The organism is Leifsonia sp. YAF41 (genome assembly GCF_052113185.1).
Lineage (GTDB): Bacteria > Actinomycetota > Actinomycetes > Actinomycetales > Microbacteriaceae > Cryobacterium.
In genome coordinates this window covers 43,526-63,321 of record NZ_JBFRCS010000016.1, presented here as the reverse complement: position 1 = coordinate 63,321, position 19,796 = coordinate 43,526, and the positions used below count along the sequence as shown (strand labels likewise).

Below are 19,796 nucleotides of genomic sequence, written 5' to 3'. Positions count from 1 at the left end.
CGTCGACCCTGTCAGAATTCGGGCCAACCACTATTTCTTGCGGGCGATGATCTCGCCGTGCGGTATTCCGAGCCATCCGTCGGGGTCGCTCGACCAGGTGCGCCACGCCTCGGCAATGGCCTTCAGGCTGGCGAGATCTGCTGCTCCCGACTCAATCGCGTGGCTGGCGAAGTTCGACTCCGTGGCGCGTTCGGCCCAGGACAAACCCCACCATTCTCGCTCGGCGTCTGAGGCAAAGCACCAGATCGACGCGCTGGCCGTGACCGACTCGAACCCGGCCAAACGTGCCCAGGCCTTCAGCGCACGCCCCGCGTCTGGGTCGCCGCCGTTCCAGTAGTGAACTTCTCGGTACACGGTCATCCAGGTCGCCAGGCCGGGCAGCTGCGGGTACCAGGTCACCCCGCCGTAGTCGACCTCACGAACTCCCAGCACGCCGCCGGGCTTCAGCACTCGGCGCAGTTCCTTCAGCGCCGCAACCGGGTTGACGAGGTGCTGCAACAGCTGATGCGCGTGCACCACGTCAAACGAGTTGTCGGGAAAGTCGAGCTCGGAGACGTCGCCGACCTGAAAGCTCACATTGTGAACGCCCTCGTCGCGGGCGAGCGCCCGCGCCTGATCAACGATCTCGGCTGAGGCATCCACCCCGATCACCTGACCGGGCGCCACCCGTCGAGCGAGGTCGACTGTAATGGTTCCCGGGCCTGAGCCGACGTCGAGAACACTCTGACCGAGCCCCAGATGCGGGATGAGGTAGCTTGCTGAGTTCTGCACTGTGCGCCAGGCGTGAGATCGCAGCACACTCGGGTGATGACCGTGCATGTACTCATCTCGGGGCTCATCACGGGGCGCGGTTTCCGCGTGCTCTGGTGCGTCGGTCATGCAGTGAGCCTAGAACCTCCGGCCGGTTCTCTGAAGTGATAACTAGTCTGGTGACATGGCCGACTTCGTGAATCCCCTCCTCGTTCAGAGCACACTGCCGTTTCAGCTGCCGCCGTTCGCCGAAATCAGCGATGAACATTACGCCCCGGCCCTTGAAGCGGGGATGCGCGAACAGCTCGCCGAGATCGCGACACTCCTGGCCGATCCCGCGCCGGCCAGCTTTCTGAACACGCTGATCCCGCTGGAGCGGAGCGGGCGCACGTTGCTGCGAGCACTCGTGGCCTTCGGGACCAAAACATCGAACGACTCGAACCCCGCCATCCAAGCAATTGACGAAACATTCGCCCCGCTACTGGCCGCCCACCGTGATGCGATCACGCTGAACCCCGAGCTCTATGCCCGGATCGCCGCCGTGCACGAGAAGCGCGACGAACTAGGTCTGGATGCCGAGTCCCGCCGACTCGTCGAGCGCTATCACATTGAGTTCACCCTGGCCGGGGCGGGCCTCTCCGACGACGACAAGGCCGCGCTGCGCGACTACAACCAGCGTCTTTCGTCGCTGACCACCCAGTTCGAGAAGAACCTACTGGCCGACACCAACGATTTGGCCGTCTGGGTCGAGGAGGTGAGCGAGCTCGATGGACTTACCGCCGGCGAAGTCTCTGCGGCTGCAGCCGCGGCACAGGAACGCGGTCTGACGAGCGGCTACTTGCTCACCTTGGTGCTTCCGACTTCCCAGCCGGCCTTGGCGGCTCTCACGAACCGGGCTGTGCGCGAACGTGTGCTGACCGCATCCCGGGAGCGAGGCATCCGTGGCGGCCCTCACGACAATCATGAACTGGTTCTCGAAATCACTCGGTTGCGTGCCGAGCGTGCCCGCCTGCTCGGTTTCGCAACACATGCGGCTTCGGTCACTGCTGACGAGACGGCCAAGACCCCTGAGGCCGTGGCCGCGATGTTGGAGCGTCTCGCCCCCGCCGCTCGGCGCAACGCCCGCGCCGAGCAAGCCACGCTTCAGGCGCACGTCGACGACGCGGGTGAGTCGTTCGAACTCCGCGCGTGGGACTGGGCTTTCTACGCCGAAAAGGTGCGGCTGGCCAACTTCGACATCGATACCGCAGCGATGCGTGAGTACTTCGAGCTGGAGAGGGTGCTTCGTGACGGCGTCTTCTACGCCGCAACCCTGCTCTACGGGATCACGTTCGTGGAGCGCCCTGACCTGGTCGGTTGGCATGCGGAGGCCCGCGTCTTCGAGGTCAGCAACGACGATGGCACCCCGCTCGGCCTGTATATCGCCGATCTCTACACGCGTGATTCCAAGCGCGGCGGCGCCTGGATGAGTTCCCTCGTGTCGCAGAGCCATCTGCTGCAGACGCCCGCGATCGTCACCAATTCGATGAACGTGCCGAAGCCGGGTGCCGGCGAGCCGACCCTGCTCAGTTTCGATGAAGTCAACACGCTCTTTCATGAGTTCGGCCACGCGCTGCACGGCCTGTTCGCGCAGGTGACCTACCCCAAGTTCGCCGGTACCAACGTGCACCGTGACTTCGTCGAGTTTCCGAGTCAGGTCAACGAGATGTGGATGCTCTGGCCGGAGGTGCTCGCGAACTACGCCACTCACTATCAGACCGGCGAGCCGCTCCCCCGGCAGATCATCGACAGCCTCGACGCCTCGACCACTTTCAACGAGGGCTTTGCGACCAGTGAGTACCTCGCTGCGGCGCTGCTCGACCAGGCCTGGCACCGCATCGACGCCGATGCAGAGGTTTCGGATGTCGCGGCATTCGAGGCTTCGGCCCTCGCGGAGGTCGGCCTCGACAATCCGGTCGTCCCCACCCGGTACTCGAGCACCTACTTCGCTCACACCTTTGCCGGAGGGTACGATGCTGGCTACTACTCCTACATCTGGAGCGAGGTGCTCGACGCGGACGCCGTGGCCTGGTTCACCGAGAACGGTGGACTCACCCGGGCAAACGGCGACCGGTTCCGTCACCGGTTGCTCGGCGTCGGGGGCTCGCGCGACCCGCTGCAGGCCTACCGTGATTTCGCGGGCCGGGATGCCGACATCCAGCCGCTACTCGACCGTCGCGGCCTGAACTAGCTCGATCTCTGGACGGGTTCGTCGTCCGCAGGAGGCTGGCCGGGATGCAGGTCGGGCCGGGGACGTCCGATGTTCAACCAGAGCATCACGATCCCGCCGACGACGAGCCCCCAGAAGGCGGAGCCGATGCCGAGAAGCGCGATGCCGGAGGCCGTCACCAGGAAGACGGCGATCGCGGTGATGCGGTGGTGCGGGTCGTCGAGCGCGCCGGTCAGGCTGGTCACGAGGGCGCCGAGCAGGGCTAACCCGGCGACCGCGACGATCAGGATGGGGGGCGACGCCGCAACGAGCGCCGCGGCGAATCCGGCGGCGAGACCCAGCACCAGATAAACGATGCCGGAGGTCACGGTGGCGACCCAGCGCTTCGATTTGTCGGGATGCGACTCCGGGCTCGCCATCAGGGCAGCGGTGATCGCGGCGAGATTGATCGCGTGCCCACCGAACACGGCCCCCGCGGCCGTCGCGATTCCGGAACCGATCAGGATCGGCTGTGGCGCCGGGCGGTAGCCGAAGGTAGACAGAACGACGAAGCCCGGAACGTTCTGGCCGGCCATTGTCACGATGAACAGTGGCAAACCGAGGCTGACGATGACCAACGGGTCGAACACCGGAGCGGTGAAGATTAGCGCCGGCTGGGACGCCGGCGAGGTCAGCCAAGCCGTTCCCGCCGTCAACGCGATTCCGATCGCTGCCACGACCATCGCGGCAGGGACTGCCCAGCGCGGTGCGAGCCGAAGCAGAATCAGCCAGACGGAGATCACCGGAAGCGCGAGCGCCGGCTGTTCGACGGCAGCGGTCACCGGGGCAAGGCAGATCGGGAAGAGGATGCCCGCCAGCATCGCACTGGCGATCGGCTTGGGGATGCTGGTGATCGCCCGGCCCAGCGCCGGCCAGAGCCCGGTGAGCACGATCAGAACGCCGCAGACGAGAAACGCTCCGACCGCCGCCCCGAAGTTGTTTGTCGTACTGCCGGCCGCAACGAGCAAGGCCGCGCCCGGTGTCGACCAGGCGAACGAGATCGGCACCTTGAAGTACCAGGGCAGGATGATGCAGATCACCCCGACGAGCAGGCAGAGCACCAGTAGTCCGGAGGCGGCCTGAGCGTCGTTTGCGCCGACCGCGTGAAGCCCGGCGATCACCAGCACGAAGGAGCTCGCGAACCCGGTGATCGCCGCGACGATTCCGGCGAAGACTGGCTGGATGATGGCGAGCCGCCCTTTCTCGAAAAGAAGGCCGCGGCGCCGCACGCCGGTACAGGTGGGCACTTTTGAGCGACCGCGGTCAGGGCATCAGACTAAAGCGCATCGGCCCGAGAACCGATGCGCAACGCCGAGCAGTGCGGCTTAGGCCGACTTCTCTTCGCGGTGGATCTTGTGCGGCACAATCGTGGGCGCCGCATTGTCGAGAACAGCTTCACGGGTGACGACGACGCGGGCGACCTCGGTGCTGGACGGCACCTCGAACATGATCGGGCCGAGCACTTCTTCCATGATGGCGCGGAGGCCTCGGGCACCGGTCTTGCGCAGCACGGCCAGGTCGGCAATCGCCTCGAGCGCCGGCTGCTCAAACTCGAGTTCGACGCCGTCGAGTTCGAACATGCGCTGGTACTGGCGCACGAGCGCATTCTTCGGCACGGTCAAGATCTGCATCAGCGCCGCCTGGTCCAGCTGCGTGACGGTGGTGACGACGGGCAGTCGACCGATGAACTCGGGGATGAGACCGAATTTGTGCAGGTCTTCGGGCAGCACCTCGCTGAAGAGGTTGACGTCGTCGCCCTTGCTGTGCAGCGGGGCGCCGAAACCGATGCCCTTCTTGCCGGCCCGTGACGAGATGATGTCGTCGAGACCMGCGAACGCACCGGCCACGATGAACAGCACGTTCGTCGTGTCGATCTGGATGAACTCCTGGTGCGGATGCTTGCGCCCGCCCTGTGGCGGAACCGAGGCGACGGTGCCCTCGAGAATCTTCAGCAGCGCCTGCTGCACGCCCTCCCCCGACACATCGCGGGTGATTGACGGGTTCTCTGCCTTGCGGGCGATCTTGTCGATCTCGTCGATGTAAATGATGCCGGTCTCGGCACGCTTGACGTCATAGTCAGCGGCCTGGATCAGCTTCAGCAGAATGTTCTCGACGTCTTCGCCGACATAGCCGGCTTCAGTCAGAGCGGTCGCATCGGCCACGGCGAAAGGAACGTTCAAGCGCTTGGCCAACGTCTGGGCGAGGTAGGTCTTGCCGCATCCGGTCGGACCGATCAGCAGGATGTTCGACTTGGCGATCTCGACGTCATCGTGGAGGGCTTCTGCCGCAGTCAGCGTGCTGCGTGCACGCACGCGCTTGTAGTGGTTGTAGACGGCCACGGCGAGAGCGCGCTTGGCAGCTTCTTGGCCGATGACGTATTCCTCAAGGAATCCGTAGATCTCTTTGGGCTTCGGCAACTCGAATTCGCCGGTTGTCTCTTCGGCACCCGCTTCGGCCAAACGCTCTTCGATGATCTCGTTGCAGAGCTCGACGCACTCGTCACAGATGTAGACGCCGGGGCCCGCAATGAGCTGCTGAACCTGCTTCTGGCTCTTTCCGCAGAAGGAACACTTCAGCAGATCGGCGCTTTCGCCTATACGGGCCATCTGTCAGCCTCCTTCATCGGGTCAATCGTGGGTGCTGTTGAAACGAGCCTATCCTGTGGCCCCGACACTTGCGCGCACCGGCACACAAAAACGAAACGGCGCGCCGCCCTCAGGCGACACGCCGAATCGTGCTCATCGAACTGACTTACTTGACGAGCGCAGGAACGTTCTTGCGGCTGGTCAGCACCTGGTCGATCAGGCCGTACTCGAGGGCCTCAGCGGCGCCGAGGATCTTGTCGCGGTCGATGTCCTTGTGCACCTGCTCAGCAGTGCGGTTGGAGTGGTGGGAGATCGTCTCTTCCAACCACGTGCGCATGCGCTGAATCTCGGCGGCCTGGATCTCGATGTCCGAAGCCTGTCCGCCGCCCTGGCTACCGGCCGAGGGCTGGTGGATCAGGATGCGGGCGTTCGGCAGGGCGAGGCGCTTGCCGGGCGTTCCACCGGCGAGCAGCACGGCCGCAGCCGAGGCCGCCTGGCCGAGGCAGACCGTCTGCACGTGCGGACGGATGTACTGCATGGTGTCGTAGATGGCCGTCATCGCGGTGAAGGAGCCACCGGGTGAGTTGATGTACATGACGATGTCGCGGTCCGGGTCCTGGCTCTCGAGAACGAGAAGCTGGGCCATGACGTCATCGGCCGAGGCGTCGTCGATCTGCACGCCGAGGAAGATGATGCGGTCTTCGAACAGCTTGGCGTACGGGTCTTGACGCTTGTAGCCGTATGCGGTGCGCTCTTCGAAGGTCGGCAGAATGTAGCGGGCTTCAGCCGGGCGAGCCAGGCCGCCGGCCTGCCCCGCGCCGAACTGACCGACGCCGGACTGCTGCGTGAAGTTGGTGAATTCCATGGTGATTGCTGCCCGTCCCTACTTCTTGTTCGCTGAATCGTCGGTTCCGCCGCCGCCGACAACCTCGGACGCGAATTCGCGCAGGTGGTCGACAAAGCCGTACTCGAGGGCTTCCTGTGCGGTGAACCAGTTGTCGCGGTCGTTGTCGATCAGAACCTGCTCGACACTCTTACCGGTCTGCTCTGCCGTCAGTTCAGCCATCCGCTTCTTCATGTCAAGGATCACCTTGGCCTGCGTCTGGATGTCCGCGGCGGTTCCGCCGAAGCCACCGGAGGGCTGGTGCAGCAGCACGCGGGCGTTCGGCGTGATGTAACGCTTGCCCTTCGTGCCGGAGGACAGCAGGAACTGGCCCATCGAGGCGGCCAGGCCGATGCCGACCGTGACGATGTCGTTCGGCACGAAACGCATCGTGTCGTAGATGGCCATGCCCGCGGTGATCGAGCCACCGGGCGAGTTGATGTACAGGAAGATGTCGCGTTCCGAGTCTTCTGCGGCAAGGAGCAAGATCTTCGCGCAGATCTCGTTCGAGTTGTCGTCACGGACCTCTGAGCCGAGCCAGATGATGCGGTCCTTCAGCAGTCGGTCAAAAACACCGGGTGTGGGTGTCTGTTCGGCCATGTCAAGCTCCGTTTCAGTTATCGCTTCGAATTGAATCTATAGGAGCTAACGCACACAAACTGCTCTGTTCGCCCTCGGCAGATTGCCAGGGCCCGATTCGGCGGAAACTCGCCTCGCTGAAGGGCCCGAAGACAGCGAAAGGGCCGGATGTCTGTGACATCCGGCCCTCGTTCGCTCTGTGCGAAACTACGCGTGCGAAACGCGTGGGAAGTTACTCCGCTGCGGGAGCCTTCTTGGCTGCAGCCTTCTTCTTCGGCTTCGCTTCGACGACTACCTCTTCGGCAGCGTCTTCGGCGGGAGCCTCAGCAGCTGCGTCTGCAGCGTCTTCGGTCGGAGCATCGGCGACGGCGGTGAACTCGGAGAGGTCAACCTTCTTGCCGTTGGTGTCAACGACGGTTGCCTTGCCGAGAGCGATAGCGAGAGCCTTGTTGCGTGCAACTTCGGCAACCATCGACGGGATCTGGCCGTTGCTGGACAGGGCCTGAACGAACTCGCTCGGGTCCATCCCGTACTGGCTGGCGCCCTGGATCAGGTACTGGGTGAGCTCGTCCTGGCTGACCTGCACCTTTTCTGCCTCAGCGATGGTGTCGAGCAGGATCTGCTGACGGAAGGTCTTTTCGCTGGACTCGGTGACCTCGGCGCGGTGCTCAGCGTCTTCGAGGCGGTTCTCGCCCTCGAGGTGACGGTGCACCTCGTCTTCGATGATCGCGGCGGGGATCGGGACCTCGACGACGGCGAGCAGCTGCTCAACCATCTTGTCGCGGGCCTGGCTGCCCTGACCGAAGACCTTCGAGCGCTCGACCTGAGTCTTGAGGCTCTCGGTCAGCTCGGCGATGGTGTCGAACTCGCTGGAGATCTGAGCGAAGTCGTCGTCGGCGGCGGGAAGCTCGCGCTCCTTGACGGCGTTGACGGTGACGGTGATCTCAGCGGTCTCGCCCTCGTGGTCTCCACCCATCAGGTTGGAGTTGAAGGTGGTGGTCTCGCCGGCGGTGAGGGAGTCGAGCGCCTCGTCGATGCCGTCGATCAAGTCGCCGGAGCCGACCTCGTAGGAGATTCCGCTGGCCGTGTCGACCTCAACACCCTTGATGGATGCGACGAGGTCGATCTGAGCGAAGTCGCCGGTCTTGGCCGGGCGGTCAACGGTGATCAGGGTGCCGAAACGAGCACGCAGGGTGTCGAGTTCTTCGGCGACCTCTTCGTCGGACACCTCTACGGCGTCAACTTCGATCTTCAGGCCGTCGTACTTCGGCAGCTCGATCTCGGGACGGACGTCGACCTCAATGGCCAATTCCAGATCGCCGGAGAAGTCTTTGTCGCTCGGCCAGGTGACGATGTCAGCCTGCGGGCGGCCCAGGGGGCGCAGCTTGTTCTCGGTGACAGCAGCGCGGTAGAAACCGTCGAGGCCCTCGTTGACAGCGTGCTCAAGCACAGCGGACTTGCCGATGCGCTGGTCAATCATTGCCGGCGGGACCTTGCCCTTACGGAAACCGGGAATGTTGATGCTCTCAGCCATGTGGCTGTAGGCGTGGGTGATGCTGGGCTTCAGCTCCTCGGGCGTCACCGAAATGGTGAGCTTGGCGCGCGTGGGGCTCAGCTGTTCGACCGTGGACTTCACGTGGGGACTCTCCTGTATCTGAACGATGTACTGGGGTGATGGTCGGGGCGACAGGATTCGAACCTGCGACCTCTCGGTCCCAAACCGAGCGCTCTACCAAGCTGAGCTACGCCCCGGATCGCCATCTCAACCCGATTGAGCCACCCACAGACGCGCAGTAATTCACGTGCCGTGCGGATTGACCTCGGTCAGTCTACTGCACTGTTGCAGGTGCCGGGGTGCACGGGATGCGACACACGCGGGACGCAGGACGTGGCGCGAACTACCCCCGAACGTGTACTACGATAATTTGAGTGCCCGGTTCTACTGGGTCACGGGGATGTAGCTTAGTGGTAAAGCCTCTGTCTTCCAAACAGATGATGCGAGTTCGATTCTCGTCATCCCCTCCAGATGAAATGAACCCCCGCAGCCCCGAAGGGCCAGCGGGGGTTCATTCGTTTAGCCGCCGCAATCTGTCGGGATGCCCAACGCCGACGGCACCCTCACCGATGCATCGTTGAAACCGTCATTTAGGTCAGGGGCCGGGAGCTCCATGCTCGTCTCGAACGACTCGGACTTCGAAATCGAGACCCAATAGATCGATTGCTCGGTGAGACTCGCGGCAATTGTCGCAACGTCATCGGCCACCTCCGTCGGCCACTCGGCTGCGCTGAGGGTCTGCGACCCCGACGCGGTGAGGTCGGCCAGATTCGCCGTGATCGTTTGGATTGCAGGGAAGTCTTTCGCAACGGTTGCCGTGATCAGCTTCTGAGTTTCATCTGCCGCGGGACAAACCGCTGCGATGTAGGTCTCTGCTGCCTCAGCGTTGGACATCACGGGTTCAGCCGAGCAAGCGGTGAGCAACAGTAGAACGGCGGACCCCGCCGCCAGCCTCATAACAAGCTTCCTCATCGTTCTCCCCCCACGAATGACTCTGACCCTAGCGATGCAATCAATCCGGCGACCACCCCGCTTCCGGGGCGGTTTCGTACCAGGTGCCCGGAACACCAGCCGTGAGGGGTCGCATATCGACCTTCGTTGGCGCCACGAAGGTCGATGTGCGCCCCCTCACGCGATCGCATCCGGCCGGCGAGTTCGTCCGAGGACGGAAACACTCAGCCTGATTGGCTGAGCTCAGCAAGCCGTGCAAGCCCTGTGGGAAGCCCCGTCTGCAGACGGCTCAGAGTGTTCTCCAGCTCTGCAGATCGCACGTACTCGGGCGGGACTCGCGCCGGGTTGAGCGCGACTCCGTCAGCCCACGCCTTGATGTCGGGTTCGGCTCCGAACGAAGCCGTGGCGCGGGCGCCTAAGAGTGTCATGTTCGCCCATCCCGCCAGCGAGTTCCCGTACGGGGTCGGTGGGCACAACCGATTCTTCTCTTCTTCGTCCCGACGAGTCGCTTCCACGTATCCGGCCAGAGCTGCTCCGAAGCACGGAAACCCGGCTCGGATCGGCTGGAGCGTGATCGTTGACGGGCTCCAGATCGGTACGCGTGGCGGAGTCTTCAGACCGGACGCCGCGCAGTGCACGACGAGCGCGTCCCTCGTGATCGCCACCTCCCCGTGTTCGAGGGTGACACGGCCGCGCTCCACGCGCCGGACGTGCCCCAGACGCACAACGTGCTCAATCGTGCGCAGCTGCTCGAGCTCCCAGCCGGCCAGGGTCGGCGTCCTCGCCATCGTCGGCATCACCGTCCGGTCGATGCGAAGCATGATGCCGGCATCTTCCAGCCTGAGGAACAGCTCCGCCAATGATGTCGCGGCCGCTGCCGCTTCCATGGTGTCGGCAGCCATGCCGAGGACTACGGCAGGATCCGGCTGCACCACCGCCCGGTTGAGCATCCACGGCTCGCGCGGTCTCACCCAGCAGATCGCTGCGGCATCCACACCATGCGCCAGGAGCCAGATGCAGGCGTCGGTCGCGGTCTTGCCAGACCCCACGATCACGTATTGCCCTGGCGCCTCGCTGAGACGGGCAAGGTCATTGACCGGAATCACCCGGGCGTCGTCCGTAACGTCGAACGGTGGCGGCGTGGTCGCGGGAATATCGGGTGCGAGGTATCGCGCGTCCACGATTCGACAGCCCGGCGACACGTCGATCCGCTCACCCGAGATGCGCGAGACGATCTGACGCGCCGAGTCGTACTCGCAGTTGGCAAAGAACTCGACCCTGCCGGATTCCAGCATCCGGTCACCCAGGATGTGCGCATAGTAGGCGCAGATCTCTGAGACGTTAGCCCGCTCGTGCAGGCCGGCCTCCGGCCCATGCGCCTGCACCTTGCCGCCCAGCGGCGTCGACGCGACACCGTAGAAGGCGGAGGCCTGGTGCAGACGGACGAAGGGATATGCGTCCAGCCAGTGCCCACCGACGCTGTGTCGTCGGTCGACCACGGCCACGCGAACGTCGGCGTTATCGATCAGCGCGTCAGTGAACGCCATACCGGAGGCACCGGCGCCGACGACGAGGTAGTCAGCCTGCAGGCTGCGCGTCATGGCGCAATTCAATCACCGCGGCAACTGCGGCACCAGGACCAGTCCAGGTCCGGTCGGCAAGAACCTCATGTATGTGCTCGTCACCGCGCCGACGGTTCGTGAAGCGGCAGAGAAGTCAGCCCTCGAGACCCAAACGGATGCTCTTCGGCAGCGACGCGACAATGATCGCGTGCGACTCGGCGATGAGCTCACGCACATGGTCGTCGGGCACGGTGCCATCGAGGTTCACCGTCACCCAGTGCTTCTTGTTCATGTGATAGCCGGGGTTGATGCCATCCACACTCTTGATCAGCCGCGGCACGTTCTCTGGCAACGCCTTGAGCGTGATCCTCGGGTGGGGAGCATCCGGTGCGTCAATCGAAAAGACCTTCCCGGCGACCTTGAACACGCGGGCCTCTGGCCCGAACGGGTAGGTTTCCTCGGCGCCGTTCAGGTCGAGCAGGAAGGCGGTCAATTCGTCTGGATTCATCTCGCTCGACAGACTATCGCGCGGGGAACCGGTCGTCAGCGGCGCAGAGTGCGACCACGCCGGCGTCGGCCCGAGCGCAGCCGAATGGCATACTCGAAACGGTGACCACGAACCCGACCCGCGAACAAGCACGCCGCGGGCTGCTCGTCGACATCAGTCCACTGCGTGAGAGTCCCGCGTTCGCCCGACTCTGGGCGGGCGGCGCCATATCCGGCATCGGTGCCCAAATGACCGTCGTCGCGGTCGGTCTGCACATCTACGCGCTGACCGAGTCCACGATGGCCGTCGCCCTGGTGGGCGCGTTCGCACTGATCCCGATGATCTTCGCCGGTCTCTACGGCGGGATGCTCGCCGATGCGTTCGACCGACGGCTCATCCTGATCTGGGGTTCGGTGATTGCCTGGGGCTCGACCATCGCCCTCGCGTCACTGGCCTGGATGGGCATCGAAACGATCTGGCCGTTCTATCTGCTCACGACGGTGAACGCGGTGGCCGCGACGGTGATCGGCACCGTGCGTTTCGCGGTGATCCCGCGCATCCTTCCGACACACCTGCTGCCGGCGGCGTCGGCGCTTGGCGGCATCAGCGTCGGGGTGATGGTCACCGTCGGCCCGGCGCTGGCCGGGGTGCTCGTGGCCACCGTCGGGTTCGGCTGGACCTACACGATCGACGCCATCCTCTTCGTCGCCTCGTTCCTCGGCATCCTCGCACTCCCCCGCCTGGCACCGGAAGGCGACGTCGACAAGCCGGGCCTCGCCTCGCTCGTGTCCGGATTCCGGTTCCTACAGACGGCTCCGAACGTGCGGATGTCGTTCATCGTCGACATCATCGCCATGACCTTCGGCCAGCCCCGCGTGCTGTTTCCCGCCGTCGGCGCGCTCGTTCTCGGCGGCGGCGCGATCACCGTCGGTATCCTGATCGCGGCAGGGGCGATCGGGGCGCTGGCCACCAGCATCCTCTCTGGACGCCTCGGTCACGTTCGCATGCAGGGCCAGGCCATCTCCCGCGCCATCATCGCCTACGGCGTCTTCATCCTTGGGTTCGGGCTGCTGTTGGCCGTGCTGGCAACCGGATGGTTCGGCCCAGTCGGACCGTCGATCGAGAGCGCCAACGTGCCCGCGATCGTCATCGCGGCCGTTCTTCTGGCCGGTGCCGGCGGGGCCGACAATGTCAGTTCCATCTTCCGGATGACGATGCTGCAAACCGCGGTTCCCGACAGCATGCGCGGGCGACTGCAGGGCGTGTTCACGGTGGTCGTCACGGGCGGTCCGCGCCTCGGCGACATCTATGTCGGAGCGGTCGCCGTGCTCGGCGCCCTCTGGCTGCCTCCGCTCGTCGGCGGCCTCGCGATCATCGTTCTGGTCTCGGTGCTCGTGCGTGCACAGCGCACGTTCCGGCACTACGACGCGCTCGACCCGCGCCCGTAGTCGCGCGCGGGCCACGCAGGCGCCGTGTCGCGATGACGCATCCCGGAGCAGAATGGGTCCATGCCAGAGATGGCGGATCCCCCCTCCGAGAATGAACCGGATGCTCCCCCATCCGGCAATGCACCGGATGCCTCCCCATCCGGTGGCGAGTCACCGGTTCCCGCCTCGGTGCGCGCCCAGCTTCTCGCCACCGAGCATTGGGGTTTGCTCGCCGCCCGCGGCACCACGCAAAGCGAGGTGCTGAGCCGGATCGGCATGTTCCTCACCCTGACCTCCGCTGCTCTCGTAAGCCTCGCCCTTGTCGGACAGGCCAGCAAGTTCAGCGGAATCTTCCCTGGCTTCGCTATCGTCGTGCTCGGAATCGTGCTTCTCGTCGGCCTGCTCACCCAGCTGCGTGTGATGAACACCATGATGGAGGATCTGCAGTATGTGCTCGCGATGAACCGGCTGCGCGCCGCCTACGCCGAACTCGACCCGGGCATTGAACGTTACTTCATGGAATCCCGCTTCGACGATATGGCCGGATCACGGGAGACTTACTATTTTCTGGGTCCCCGGGGTCCCAGCCAACTTCTCGGCAGTAGCGCGATGTTCATCATGGCGGTCAACTCGACACTTCTCGGCCTGCTGACCGCGGCGGCGGCCGGTTTCGTCACAGCGTCCACCGCACTCGCCGCGGCGGTAGGTGCACTGTTCGGTGTGGCACTGCTTGCACTATCGCTCTGGCGGGGCAGCCGCCGCTACTTCACATTCTGGAAGCGGCACATTCCAATGTTCCCCACCCCGCAGTCTTCTCAGGCACCGCCGACTCCCCCGGCGCCTCCAACCTGACGCGCCTGAAATTAGCGCTGCAGAAACGCCAGAACGGCAAGCACCCGCCGGTGATCGGTGCCCGAGTCCTCGAGACCCAACTTCTGAAAGATTGCCGTCACATTCTTCTCGACGGCGCCGACCCCGATGACCAGGGCGGATGCGATCCCGGTGTTGGTGCGTCCCTCCGCCATCAACCCGAGCACATCACGCTCGCGCGGGGTGAGCGCGCTGAGCGGGTCGGTGCGGCGGGCGAGCAACTCGCGCACGACCTGCGGGTCGAGCACGGTGCCGCCGGCGCTGACCCGGGCCACGGCATCCTTCAACTCGTCGAGCGACGCGACGCGATCTTTCAGCAGGTAGCCGAGCCCGCCATCGCCGGCCGACAGAAGCTCCTGCGCGTACGTGCCCTCGACATACTGGCTGAGCAGCAGCACGCCGATCCCCGGCAGCCGACGGCGCAGTTCGAGGGCGGCGCGCACCCCCTCGTCGCGAAAGGTGGGCGGCATCCGCACGTCGAGCACGGCCAGGTCGGGGGCAAGCGCCTCGACCTCGGCAAGCAAGGCGTCGGCATCGCCGTAGGCGGCAACCGTCTCGAAGCCGGCCTCGTCAAAGAGCCGAACCAGGCCTTCGCGCAGCAGCACCGAATCCTCGGCCAGCACGAGCCGGAGTTTCGCCGGCGGCGCCGAAATCGTCGGGTCGCCGCCGGATTCACTCGTGTCAGACATTCATTCAGGATAGGGCGCGGAACTGCCGCCTTGCGAAACGACTCAGGCCGCGGAATCCGCGCTGGTCGTGCGGGCGACCATCTCGCCCACCGGGATGTGCGCTCCGATCGTCGTCGGCCCGCCCACGGGACTATCGATGCTGAGAATCCCGCGGAGACCCCGCAGTCGCTCGTCGAGACCCGCCAGCCCGTGGCCGGGGGCGACCACCGCACCACCCACGCCGTTGTCGATCACCCACAGGTCGAGCCAGGTACTGCCGTCGACATGCTCACGCAGTGTGGCGTGCAAACGGATGCTCGTGGCCGCGGAATGCTTCGCCGCGTTCGTCAAAAGCTCGGCCGCGACGAAATACGCACTGCGTTCAATCTCTGACGAAAGCCGGAGCTCGGGGTCCAGTCGCATCTCTAGAATCACTGGAACGGTGCTGCGCGCGGCCAGCGATTCGAGGCCGGCGACGAGGCCCCGGTCCTGCAGGATCGGCGGCACGAGCCCCCGCGAGAGCGCACGCAGTTCTTCGAGCGTGTCGTGTGCGTGACCGCGGGCTTCCTGGAGAAGTGCGCGAGCGGCATCCGGGTCGGTGTCGATCTTGCGTTCGGCGCTCGCGAGATCCATCTGCAAACGCACCAGGCGTTGTTGCGGGCCGTCGTGGATGTCTCGCTCGAGGCGGCGTAGCGAATTGTCCTCTGCGGCCACGGCAGCTCCGCGCGACGCGCTGAGGTCGGCCACTTCGCGGCGCAACGCTTCGGATCCCCAGGCGCCGAGCATGCCCCTGGCGACTCCCTGGTGCACGCGCACGAAGAGGTGGGTGATGAGCGGGAGCGTGAGGAGAAAGACGATGCCGAGTGCAAGAAAGAGCAGTGTCTCGCCGACGAACGGGTCGATGCTGATGGAGTTGCCGGGGAACATCCAGTCGAGGATGGTGCGGTTCAGCCAAATCCTCTCGTCGGTGTCGCCGTTGGTGAAGCGGCCCCAGATCCAATAGGTGATTCCGCCGACGCCGACCGAGAGCCAGACGACGGTGACGACCCAGGAGACGAGTCCGACCAGAAAGTTCACGATCATGCCGTGAAGCAGGTACAACCAGTAGTGCCCGTTGATCAGTGGGCCGAGCAAGGTGCGCATCGGGGTGGCGGCGACACCACGCGGCTGCCAGGCCGGCTGCGTGATTTCCGGCTGGCCGGCCCAGCGGAGACGGGCCAGCTCAACCACGCCAAACCCACGGGCGATGTAGAGGGAGGCGACGATGACGAAGAGGCCGATGAAGATGGCAATCATGCCCACGCCGGTGAAGAAGACGGTGGAGAGCACCGAGAGAGCAATGACGACGACCGGCAGGGTGAGCAGCAGGAACCCGAGCTCCTTCGGCACGCCGCGCCAGAGCGCACCATAGCCGCGGCGCGATGCCGGCGGCGTGGCCGCTACTGCGGTGGTCGCGGTGGTGGTTGCGGTGGCCGTGGTGTTCGACGCGGTGGGGTTCCCCGTGTCAGCTGGCGTGGCGGGATCAGGATGGGTCTGCACGCTTTCCAGCGTGGCAGACGGTGGCTCGGTATTCGACGACATAACTCAACTCTGGTCGCTGGGCGGCTGCAGAGTGATCCGGTGGGCATCCGACTTCTTCCGGGGGCAAACCCCCGCATGACGACAGATCCCCCGCATCACGACTCCTCATCACGACAGAAGCCCCGCCGAAGTTCGGCGGGGCTTCTCGTGCACGCTGGCGTGCTCGTGGTGGGAACGACGGTGCTAGTTGATCACCTTGTTGTCGCTTGACGATACGGTCAGCCACGGTCCGGCCGGAACATCAGCTGCTTCGACGAACTGCCAATCGACCTTGTCGGCGTCTCCGTCGAGTTCAGCGAAATTGAGGCAGCCGTTCAGCGCAGGCGAGACATCCATGCCCGCGCCGCCGTAGCGAGCGTTGGCCGGGCGTGCGTCGTTGCCTCCGAAGACGTAGGCCGAGTCGTGGTACTCGCCGGGGCCGGCGTCCGCGATCTGGCCGTAGCAGGTCTGGCCATCCTTCGTCAGCTTGACCCAACGGTTCTTCATCAGGCTGACCGAGGCGTCGCCTGCCTTGCCGGCGTAGGCCGGATCGTTGGCCCAGGGAATCACCGAACCGCGATTGGCGAACCCGGTCGAGTCGTTGACGTCGTCGTAGGGCAGATCGAGGTAGAACGGGTTCTGCTTGGGCGACATCGACGTCGGGAAGAATCCGTTCGCGGCGACGCGCTTCTCGGTCTCACACGATCCGCTCGAGGCGATCCCATCGCAACCACCGAAGTTGGCGAACCAGTTCGCGTCGTAGGTAGACAGCATCTGACTTCCGTCTTCAGCATTTGCATCGAAAATTTCGCCCACCCAGAACGTGGTCGCAACGATCCCGGTGTGCAGCGGATACGTGCTGGCGCCGGTACCCGTGGAGGCCGGCGGAGCGACGGGTGCGGTCGGAGCCACCGGTGCCGGAGGCGGGGTGGGGACCGGCACTGCGGTGGCAGAAGGACTGGGCTTCGGTGCCGGCGTGGATGTCGGCTTCTTCTTGTTGTGCTTGTAGGTCTGGGACGACTTCGTTCCGTAGTCACGGTGGCCGTCTGCTGTGGAGGCGCGCGACGAATCAGTGCGTGCGGATGCCTTTCGCGAGTCTGCCTCGGCTGAGGCCGCGTTCACGCCCAGCGTCGAGGCAACGACGAGGGCGAGCACAGCAACCCCCACGGTTCCCGTCGTTTTCGGATGGCGGCGAAACCATTTTCGAGCTGTTTGAATCACAACTTTCCCTCTCAGATTGAGTCGCCTCGACCCCCGTGAGGGGGGTGTGGCGACCCAGCGACCCTACGTGGGCGAAACTGAGAGAGTCATCATTTTGACGTGCCAATGCGCTGCGAGGAAACCAGCAATCTGCCTGGTCAGGAATCGATTCATTCCGAGTTGAATAGTTCTCAGAAACTCTCAGATTTGAACGTCTGCCCGCGCTGAGTGCACGGACTACCGGCCGAGCCGACCATGCACCCGGCGCATCTCTGCGGCGAGAGCCTGACTCGCGTACGGCCCGCTGCCCTCGAGTTCGCCGATGATGCGCTCGACCGTTTCGGCCGGTTTGTTCTGGCTCATTTTGCTCTTCGCAACGAACCGGTCGACGCGCATCCGGAATCCCACGGTTCCGCTCACGATCCGCGCGGCATACTCGGCGTTCTCCAGGGTGCCGTTCATGCGACGGGGCTCGTCCATCCGGTCCTCGAAATGGTCGACGAGCTTGTCGAGCACCGCCAAGTTATCGTCGTTGCTCAGCAGCTCCGGCGTTCCATAGAGGTGCGCTGTCACGAAGTTCCAGGTGGGAACCGCGGGCTTCGCGTCGTACCAGCCGGGCGAGATGTAGCCGTGCGGCCCTTGAACGATGAGCAGCAGTTCGTGGGCGCCCAGCTCATGCAGCTGTTCGTCGGGGCGCCCGACGTGACTCAGCACGACGATCTCGTCAGACGTCTCGTCGAGGATCACCGGATAGTGCGACGCCACCAGCCCGCCGTGATCGGGGTTGCTGACCACAGTCACCCACGGGTTCTCCCGGATAAGCCGTTTGATCTCGGCGATCTCGCCAAGCACGAAGCTGGGGTTCTGTCTCATGGATTCCTCACTTCATCGGGGGCGCCACAGGTCGAGCAGGATGCTATTGGTCAAGCAGGATGTTGCGGGTCGAGCGGATGTCGCAGCTCACGCAGTCCAGAGAGCCGTCAGGACTGGCAGCGCGGGCACCAGTACAGCTTGCGGGCACCCATCTCTTCGAGCGTTATATGAGTACCACAGACCCGACAGGGCAGGCCCTCGCGTTTGTAGACCCAGTGCCGGTCGGCTCGATTGGCCATGGCCAACACATAGTCGTCACCGTCGAGGTCGTCCATGGTCATCATCTGACCCGTTTCGACACCAATCTTCAGCAAGTGTGCCCAGTCCCGCCAGAGCGCGCGCACCGTGTCTTCGGTGAGCGATTTTCCGGGCGCATAGGGGTTCAGGTTCGCGCGAAAAAGCAGTTCGGCCCGGTAGACATTTCCGATACCGCTGACGACGTTCTGGTCCATCAAGATGAGACCGATCGGGGTGGCCTTCTTGCGCACGACCGCGGTGAAGCGGTCTTCGGCTTCTGGGCTTGCATCGAGCAGCGGGTCGGGTCCCAGCTTCGCGATCACCGCATCGACTTGTTGCGGGTCGAGCACTTCACAGGCGGTCGGCCCGCGGAGGTCAGCACAGACGGTCTCGGTAAGTAAACGCACCCGCACCTGCCCGATCGGGTCGGGCGGAAAGGTCTCCGGAGCGTTTGTCTCTTTCTCCTGCTCCGACATGCGCACCCGGGTGCGCCGCGGAGCCCCGATTGAGTGCAGGGAGTTTTCGCCGGCCGAGTCATGGATCGGATCGAGAACCGTGCCCTGCTGGTTCGTCTGACCCATCCGTCCGTTCGCCGAAGCGATCGTCGCATCCATCAGAATCTCGCCGGAGAAATCCCAGGCGCCGTAGAGGCCGAGGTGCACGCGCAGCCAGACCCGGTGGTCGAACTCCAGGAACATCTGCTTGCCGACCGCTCGGGCGTCGGTCATCACCAAACCGTCGAGCTGAGCCGCGCCGACTGCGAAACGGCCTTGGGGAGACGACAGCGACACCCGACTGCCGACGAAGTTGCGTTGAAACTGTCGCGCAATGCGGTGGACTGAATGACCTTCAGGCACTGTTAGCGCCGAATGCCCTTGCCCGCGATGTCGCCGGTCAGTTCGTACTCGGCGAGCTGGGCAATGCGACGCGCATGGCGTTCTTCGTCGGAGAACGGTTCTGCGATGAAGGCGTCGATGAAGCTCGTCGCATCCTCAATCGTGTGCTGGCGAGCCCCGATCGAGATGACGTTGGCGTCGTTGTGCTCCCGAGCGAGTCTGGCCGTGCTCAGGTTCCAGACGAGAGCGGCGCGGGCACCGGTCACCTTGTTCGCGGCAATCTGCTCGCCGTTGCCCGATCCGCCGAAGACCACACCGAGCGCTTCGATGCCCGCTGCCTGGTCATCGACAACGGCCTGGGCTGCGTTGATGCAGAAGGCCGGGTAGTCGTCAAGCGCATCGTAGGACTGGGGACCGTGGTCGATGACCTCGTGTCCGGTACCGGTGAGGTGGTCGATCAGGTGACGGCTGAAATCGAGGCCGGCGTGGTCGGTGGCGATGTGGATGCGCATGAAGACAGTCTAT

18 protein-coding genes and 2 tRNA genes are annotated in these 19,796 nt (G+C 64.5%); 4 read left to right on the top strand and 16 right to left on the bottom strand.

Going from position 1 to position 19,796, the window contains the following annotated elements; all coding sequences use genetic code 11:
- Positions 1-30 precede the first annotated feature (30 nt).
- Positions 31-879 (bottom strand): class I SAM-dependent methyltransferase, encoded by an 849-nt coding sequence (locus AB4Y63_RS17075; protein WP_441792267.1) that lies wholly within the window; start codon positions 877-879, stop codon positions 31-33.
- A gap of 55 nt (positions 880-934) precedes the next feature.
- Here AB4Y63_RS17075 and AB4Y63_RS17070 point away from each other — a divergent pair, with 55 nt between their 5' ends.
- The gene (locus AB4Y63_RS17070) at positions 935-2,980 is read left to right on the top strand and encodes a M3 family metallopeptidase (RefSeq protein WP_441792266.1); all 2,046 of its coding nucleotides are present in this window, start codon (positions 935-937) and stop codon (positions 2,978-2,980) included.
- Here the strand turns inward: AB4Y63_RS17070 and AB4Y63_RS17065 are convergent.
- The 6 genes from AB4Y63_RS17065 to AB4Y63_RS17040 all read right to left on the bottom strand — a co-directional run bounded on the left by AB4Y63_RS17065 (position 2,977) and on the right by AB4Y63_RS17040 (position 8,797).
- Positions 2,977-4,245: a benzoate/H(+) symporter BenE family transporter gene (locus tag AB4Y63_RS17065; protein ID WP_441792265.1), complete on the bottom strand. Its 1,269-nt coding sequence runs from the start codon at positions 4,243-4,245 to the stop codon at positions 2,977-2,979. The genes AB4Y63_RS17070 and AB4Y63_RS17065 overlap by 4 nt on opposite strands.
- A gap of 78 nt (positions 4,246-4,323) precedes the next feature.
- Complete coding sequence (gene clpX / locus AB4Y63_RS17060; RefSeq protein WP_441792264.1) at positions 4,324-5,604, bottom strand: ATP-dependent Clp protease ATP-binding subunit ClpX; 1,281 nt, start codon at positions 5,602-5,604, stop codon at positions 4,324-4,326.
- A 145-nt stretch (positions 5,605-5,749) separates the two neighbouring features.
- Positions 5,750-6,448, bottom strand: a complete 699-nt coding sequence (locus tag AB4Y63_RS17055) for an ATP-dependent Clp protease proteolytic subunit (RefSeq protein ID WP_441792263.1) — start codon at positions 6,446-6,448, stop codon at positions 5,750-5,752.
- 18 nt (positions 6,449-6,466) lie between these two features.
- Positions 6,467-7,066 (bottom strand): ATP-dependent Clp protease proteolytic subunit, encoded by a 600-nt coding sequence (locus tag AB4Y63_RS17050; RefSeq protein ID WP_345062255.1) that lies wholly within the window; start codon positions 7,064-7,066, stop codon positions 6,467-6,469.
- A 211-nt stretch (positions 7,067-7,277) separates the two neighbouring features.
- A complete protein-coding gene (gene tig / locus AB4Y63_RS17045; protein WP_441792262.1) occupies positions 7,278-8,681 on the bottom strand; it encodes a trigger factor in 1,404 nt (467 codons plus the stop codon).
- A 39-nt stretch (positions 8,682-8,720) separates the two neighbouring features.
- A tRNA-Pro gene (locus tag AB4Y63_RS17040) sits at positions 8,721-8,797 on the bottom strand.
- Positions 8,798-8,996: 199 nt separating this feature from the next.
- Here AB4Y63_RS17040 and AB4Y63_RS17035 point away from each other — a divergent pair.
- Positions 8,997-9,070 (top strand) — tRNA-Gly (locus AB4Y63_RS17035).
- A 49-nt stretch (positions 9,071-9,119) separates the two neighbouring features.
- Here AB4Y63_RS17035 and AB4Y63_RS17030 read toward each other — a convergent pair.
- From AB4Y63_RS17030 to AB4Y63_RS17020, 3 genes are all read right to left on the bottom strand, one after another.
- Positions 9,120-9,497 carry a hypothetical protein gene (locus AB4Y63_RS17030; RefSeq protein WP_441792261.1) on the bottom strand — a complete coding sequence of 126 codons (378 nt, stop codon included), beginning with the start codon at positions 9,495-9,497 and terminating at the stop codon, positions 9,120-9,122.
- A 278-nt stretch (positions 9,498-9,775) separates the two neighbouring features.
- A complete protein-coding gene (locus AB4Y63_RS17025; RefSeq protein WP_441792260.1) occupies positions 9,776-11,152 on the bottom strand; it encodes an NAD(P)-binding protein in 1,377 nt (458 codons plus the stop codon).
- Between the two features lie 115 nt (positions 11,153-11,267).
- Positions 11,268-11,621 carry an MmcQ/YjbR family DNA-binding protein gene (locus tag AB4Y63_RS17020; protein ID WP_441792259.1) on the bottom strand — a complete coding sequence of 118 codons (354 nt, stop codon included), beginning with the start codon at positions 11,619-11,621 and terminating at the stop codon, positions 11,268-11,270.
- 101 nt (positions 11,622-11,722) lie between these two features.
- On the opposite strand from AB4Y63_RS17020, the gene AB4Y63_RS17015 reads away from it, so the two are divergent.
- Positions 11,723-13,048 carry an MFS transporter gene (locus AB4Y63_RS17015; RefSeq protein WP_441792258.1) on the top strand — a complete coding sequence of 442 codons (1,326 nt, stop codon included), beginning with the start codon at positions 11,723-11,725 and terminating at the stop codon, positions 13,046-13,048.
- Positions 13,049-13,108: 60 nt separating this feature from the next.
- Complete coding sequence (locus AB4Y63_RS17010; protein WP_441792257.1) at positions 13,109-13,879, top strand: hypothetical protein; 771 nt, start codon at positions 13,109-13,111, stop codon at positions 13,877-13,879.
- 11 nt (positions 13,880-13,890) lie between these two features.
- Here AB4Y63_RS17010 and AB4Y63_RS17005 read toward each other — a convergent pair whose 3' ends face one another.
- The 6 genes from AB4Y63_RS17005 to AB4Y63_RS16980 form a co-directional block, all read right to left on the bottom strand.
- On the bottom strand, positions 13,891-14,586 hold the full coding sequence (locus tag AB4Y63_RS17005; protein ID WP_441792256.1) for a response regulator: 696 nt from the start codon (positions 14,584-14,586) through the stop codon (positions 13,891-13,893).
- A gap of 42 nt (positions 14,587-14,628) precedes the next feature.
- On the bottom strand, positions 14,629-16,146 hold the full coding sequence (locus tag AB4Y63_RS17000) for a sensor histidine kinase (protein WP_441792255.1): 1,518 nt from the start codon (positions 16,144-16,146) through the stop codon (positions 14,629-14,631).
- A gap of 183 nt (positions 16,147-16,329) precedes the next feature.
- On the bottom strand, positions 16,330-17,346 hold the full coding sequence (locus AB4Y63_RS16995; RefSeq protein WP_441792254.1) for a hypothetical protein: 1,017 nt from the start codon (positions 17,344-17,346) through the stop codon (positions 16,330-16,332).
- Between the two features lie 216 nt (positions 17,347-17,562).
- Positions 17,563-18,198 (bottom strand): FMN-binding negative transcriptional regulator, encoded by a 636-nt coding sequence (locus AB4Y63_RS16990; protein WP_441792253.1) that lies wholly within the window; start codon positions 18,196-18,198, stop codon positions 17,563-17,565.
- Between the two features lie 107 nt (positions 18,199-18,305).
- On the bottom strand, positions 18,306-19,292 hold the full coding sequence (locus AB4Y63_RS16985; protein WP_441792252.1) for an Fpg/Nei family DNA glycosylase: 987 nt from the start codon (positions 19,290-19,292) through the stop codon (positions 18,306-18,308).
- Positions 19,293-19,294: 2 nt separating this feature from the next.
- Complete coding sequence (locus AB4Y63_RS16980) at positions 19,295-19,783, bottom strand: ribose-5-phosphate isomerase (protein ID WP_441792251.1); 489 nt, start codon at positions 19,781-19,783, stop codon at positions 19,295-19,297.
- Between the last annotated feature and the right edge of the window lie 13 nt (positions 19,784-19,796).

What these genes read in the sequence shown, in the direction of transcription:
- AB4Y63_RS16990 (WP_441792253.1), bottom strand. Translation starts at nt 18,198, where the DNA reads ATGAGACAGAACCCCAGCTTCGTGCTTGGCGAGATCGCCGAGATCAAA.
- AB4Y63_RS17005 (WP_441792256.1), bottom strand. Translation starts at nt 14,586, where the DNA reads ATGTCTGACACGAGTGAATCCGGCGGCGACCCGACGATTTCGGCGCCG.
- AB4Y63_RS17075 (WP_441792267.1), bottom strand. Translation starts at nt 879, where the DNA reads ATGACCGACGCACCAGAGCACGCGGAAACCGCGCCCCGTGATGAGCCC.
- AB4Y63_RS17020 (WP_441792259.1), bottom strand. Translation starts at nt 11,621, where the DNA reads ATGAATCCAGACGAATTGACCGCCTTCCTGCTCGACCTGAACGGCGCC.
- AB4Y63_RS17010 (WP_441792257.1), top strand. Translation starts at nt 13,109, where the DNA reads ATGCCAGAGATGGCGGATCCCCCCTCCGAGAATGAACCGGATGCTCCC.
- AB4Y63_RS17055 (WP_441792263.1), bottom strand. Translation starts at nt 6,448, where the DNA reads ATGGAATTCACCAACTTCACGCAGCAGTCCGGCGTCGGTCAGTTCGGC.
- AB4Y63_RS16980 (WP_441792251.1), bottom strand. Translation starts at nt 19,783, where the DNA reads ATGCGCATCCACATCGCCACCGACCACGCCGGCCTCGATTTCAGCCGT.
- AB4Y63_RS17070 (WP_441792266.1), top strand. Translation starts at nt 935, where the DNA reads ATGGCCGACTTCGTGAATCCCCTCCTCGTTCAGAGCACACTGCCGTTT.
- AB4Y63_RS17025 (WP_441792260.1), bottom strand. Translation starts at nt 11,152, where the DNA reads ATGACGCGCAGCCTGCAGGCTGACTACCTCGTCGTCGGCGCCGGTGCC.
- AB4Y63_RS17050 (WP_345062255.1), bottom strand. Translation starts at nt 7,066, where the DNA reads ATGGCCGAACAGACACCCACACCCGGTGTTTTTGACCGACTGCTGAAG.
- AB4Y63_RS17000 (WP_441792255.1), bottom strand. Translation starts at nt 16,146, where the DNA reads ATGTCGTCGAATACCGAGCCACCGTCTGCCACGCTGGAAAGCGTGCAG.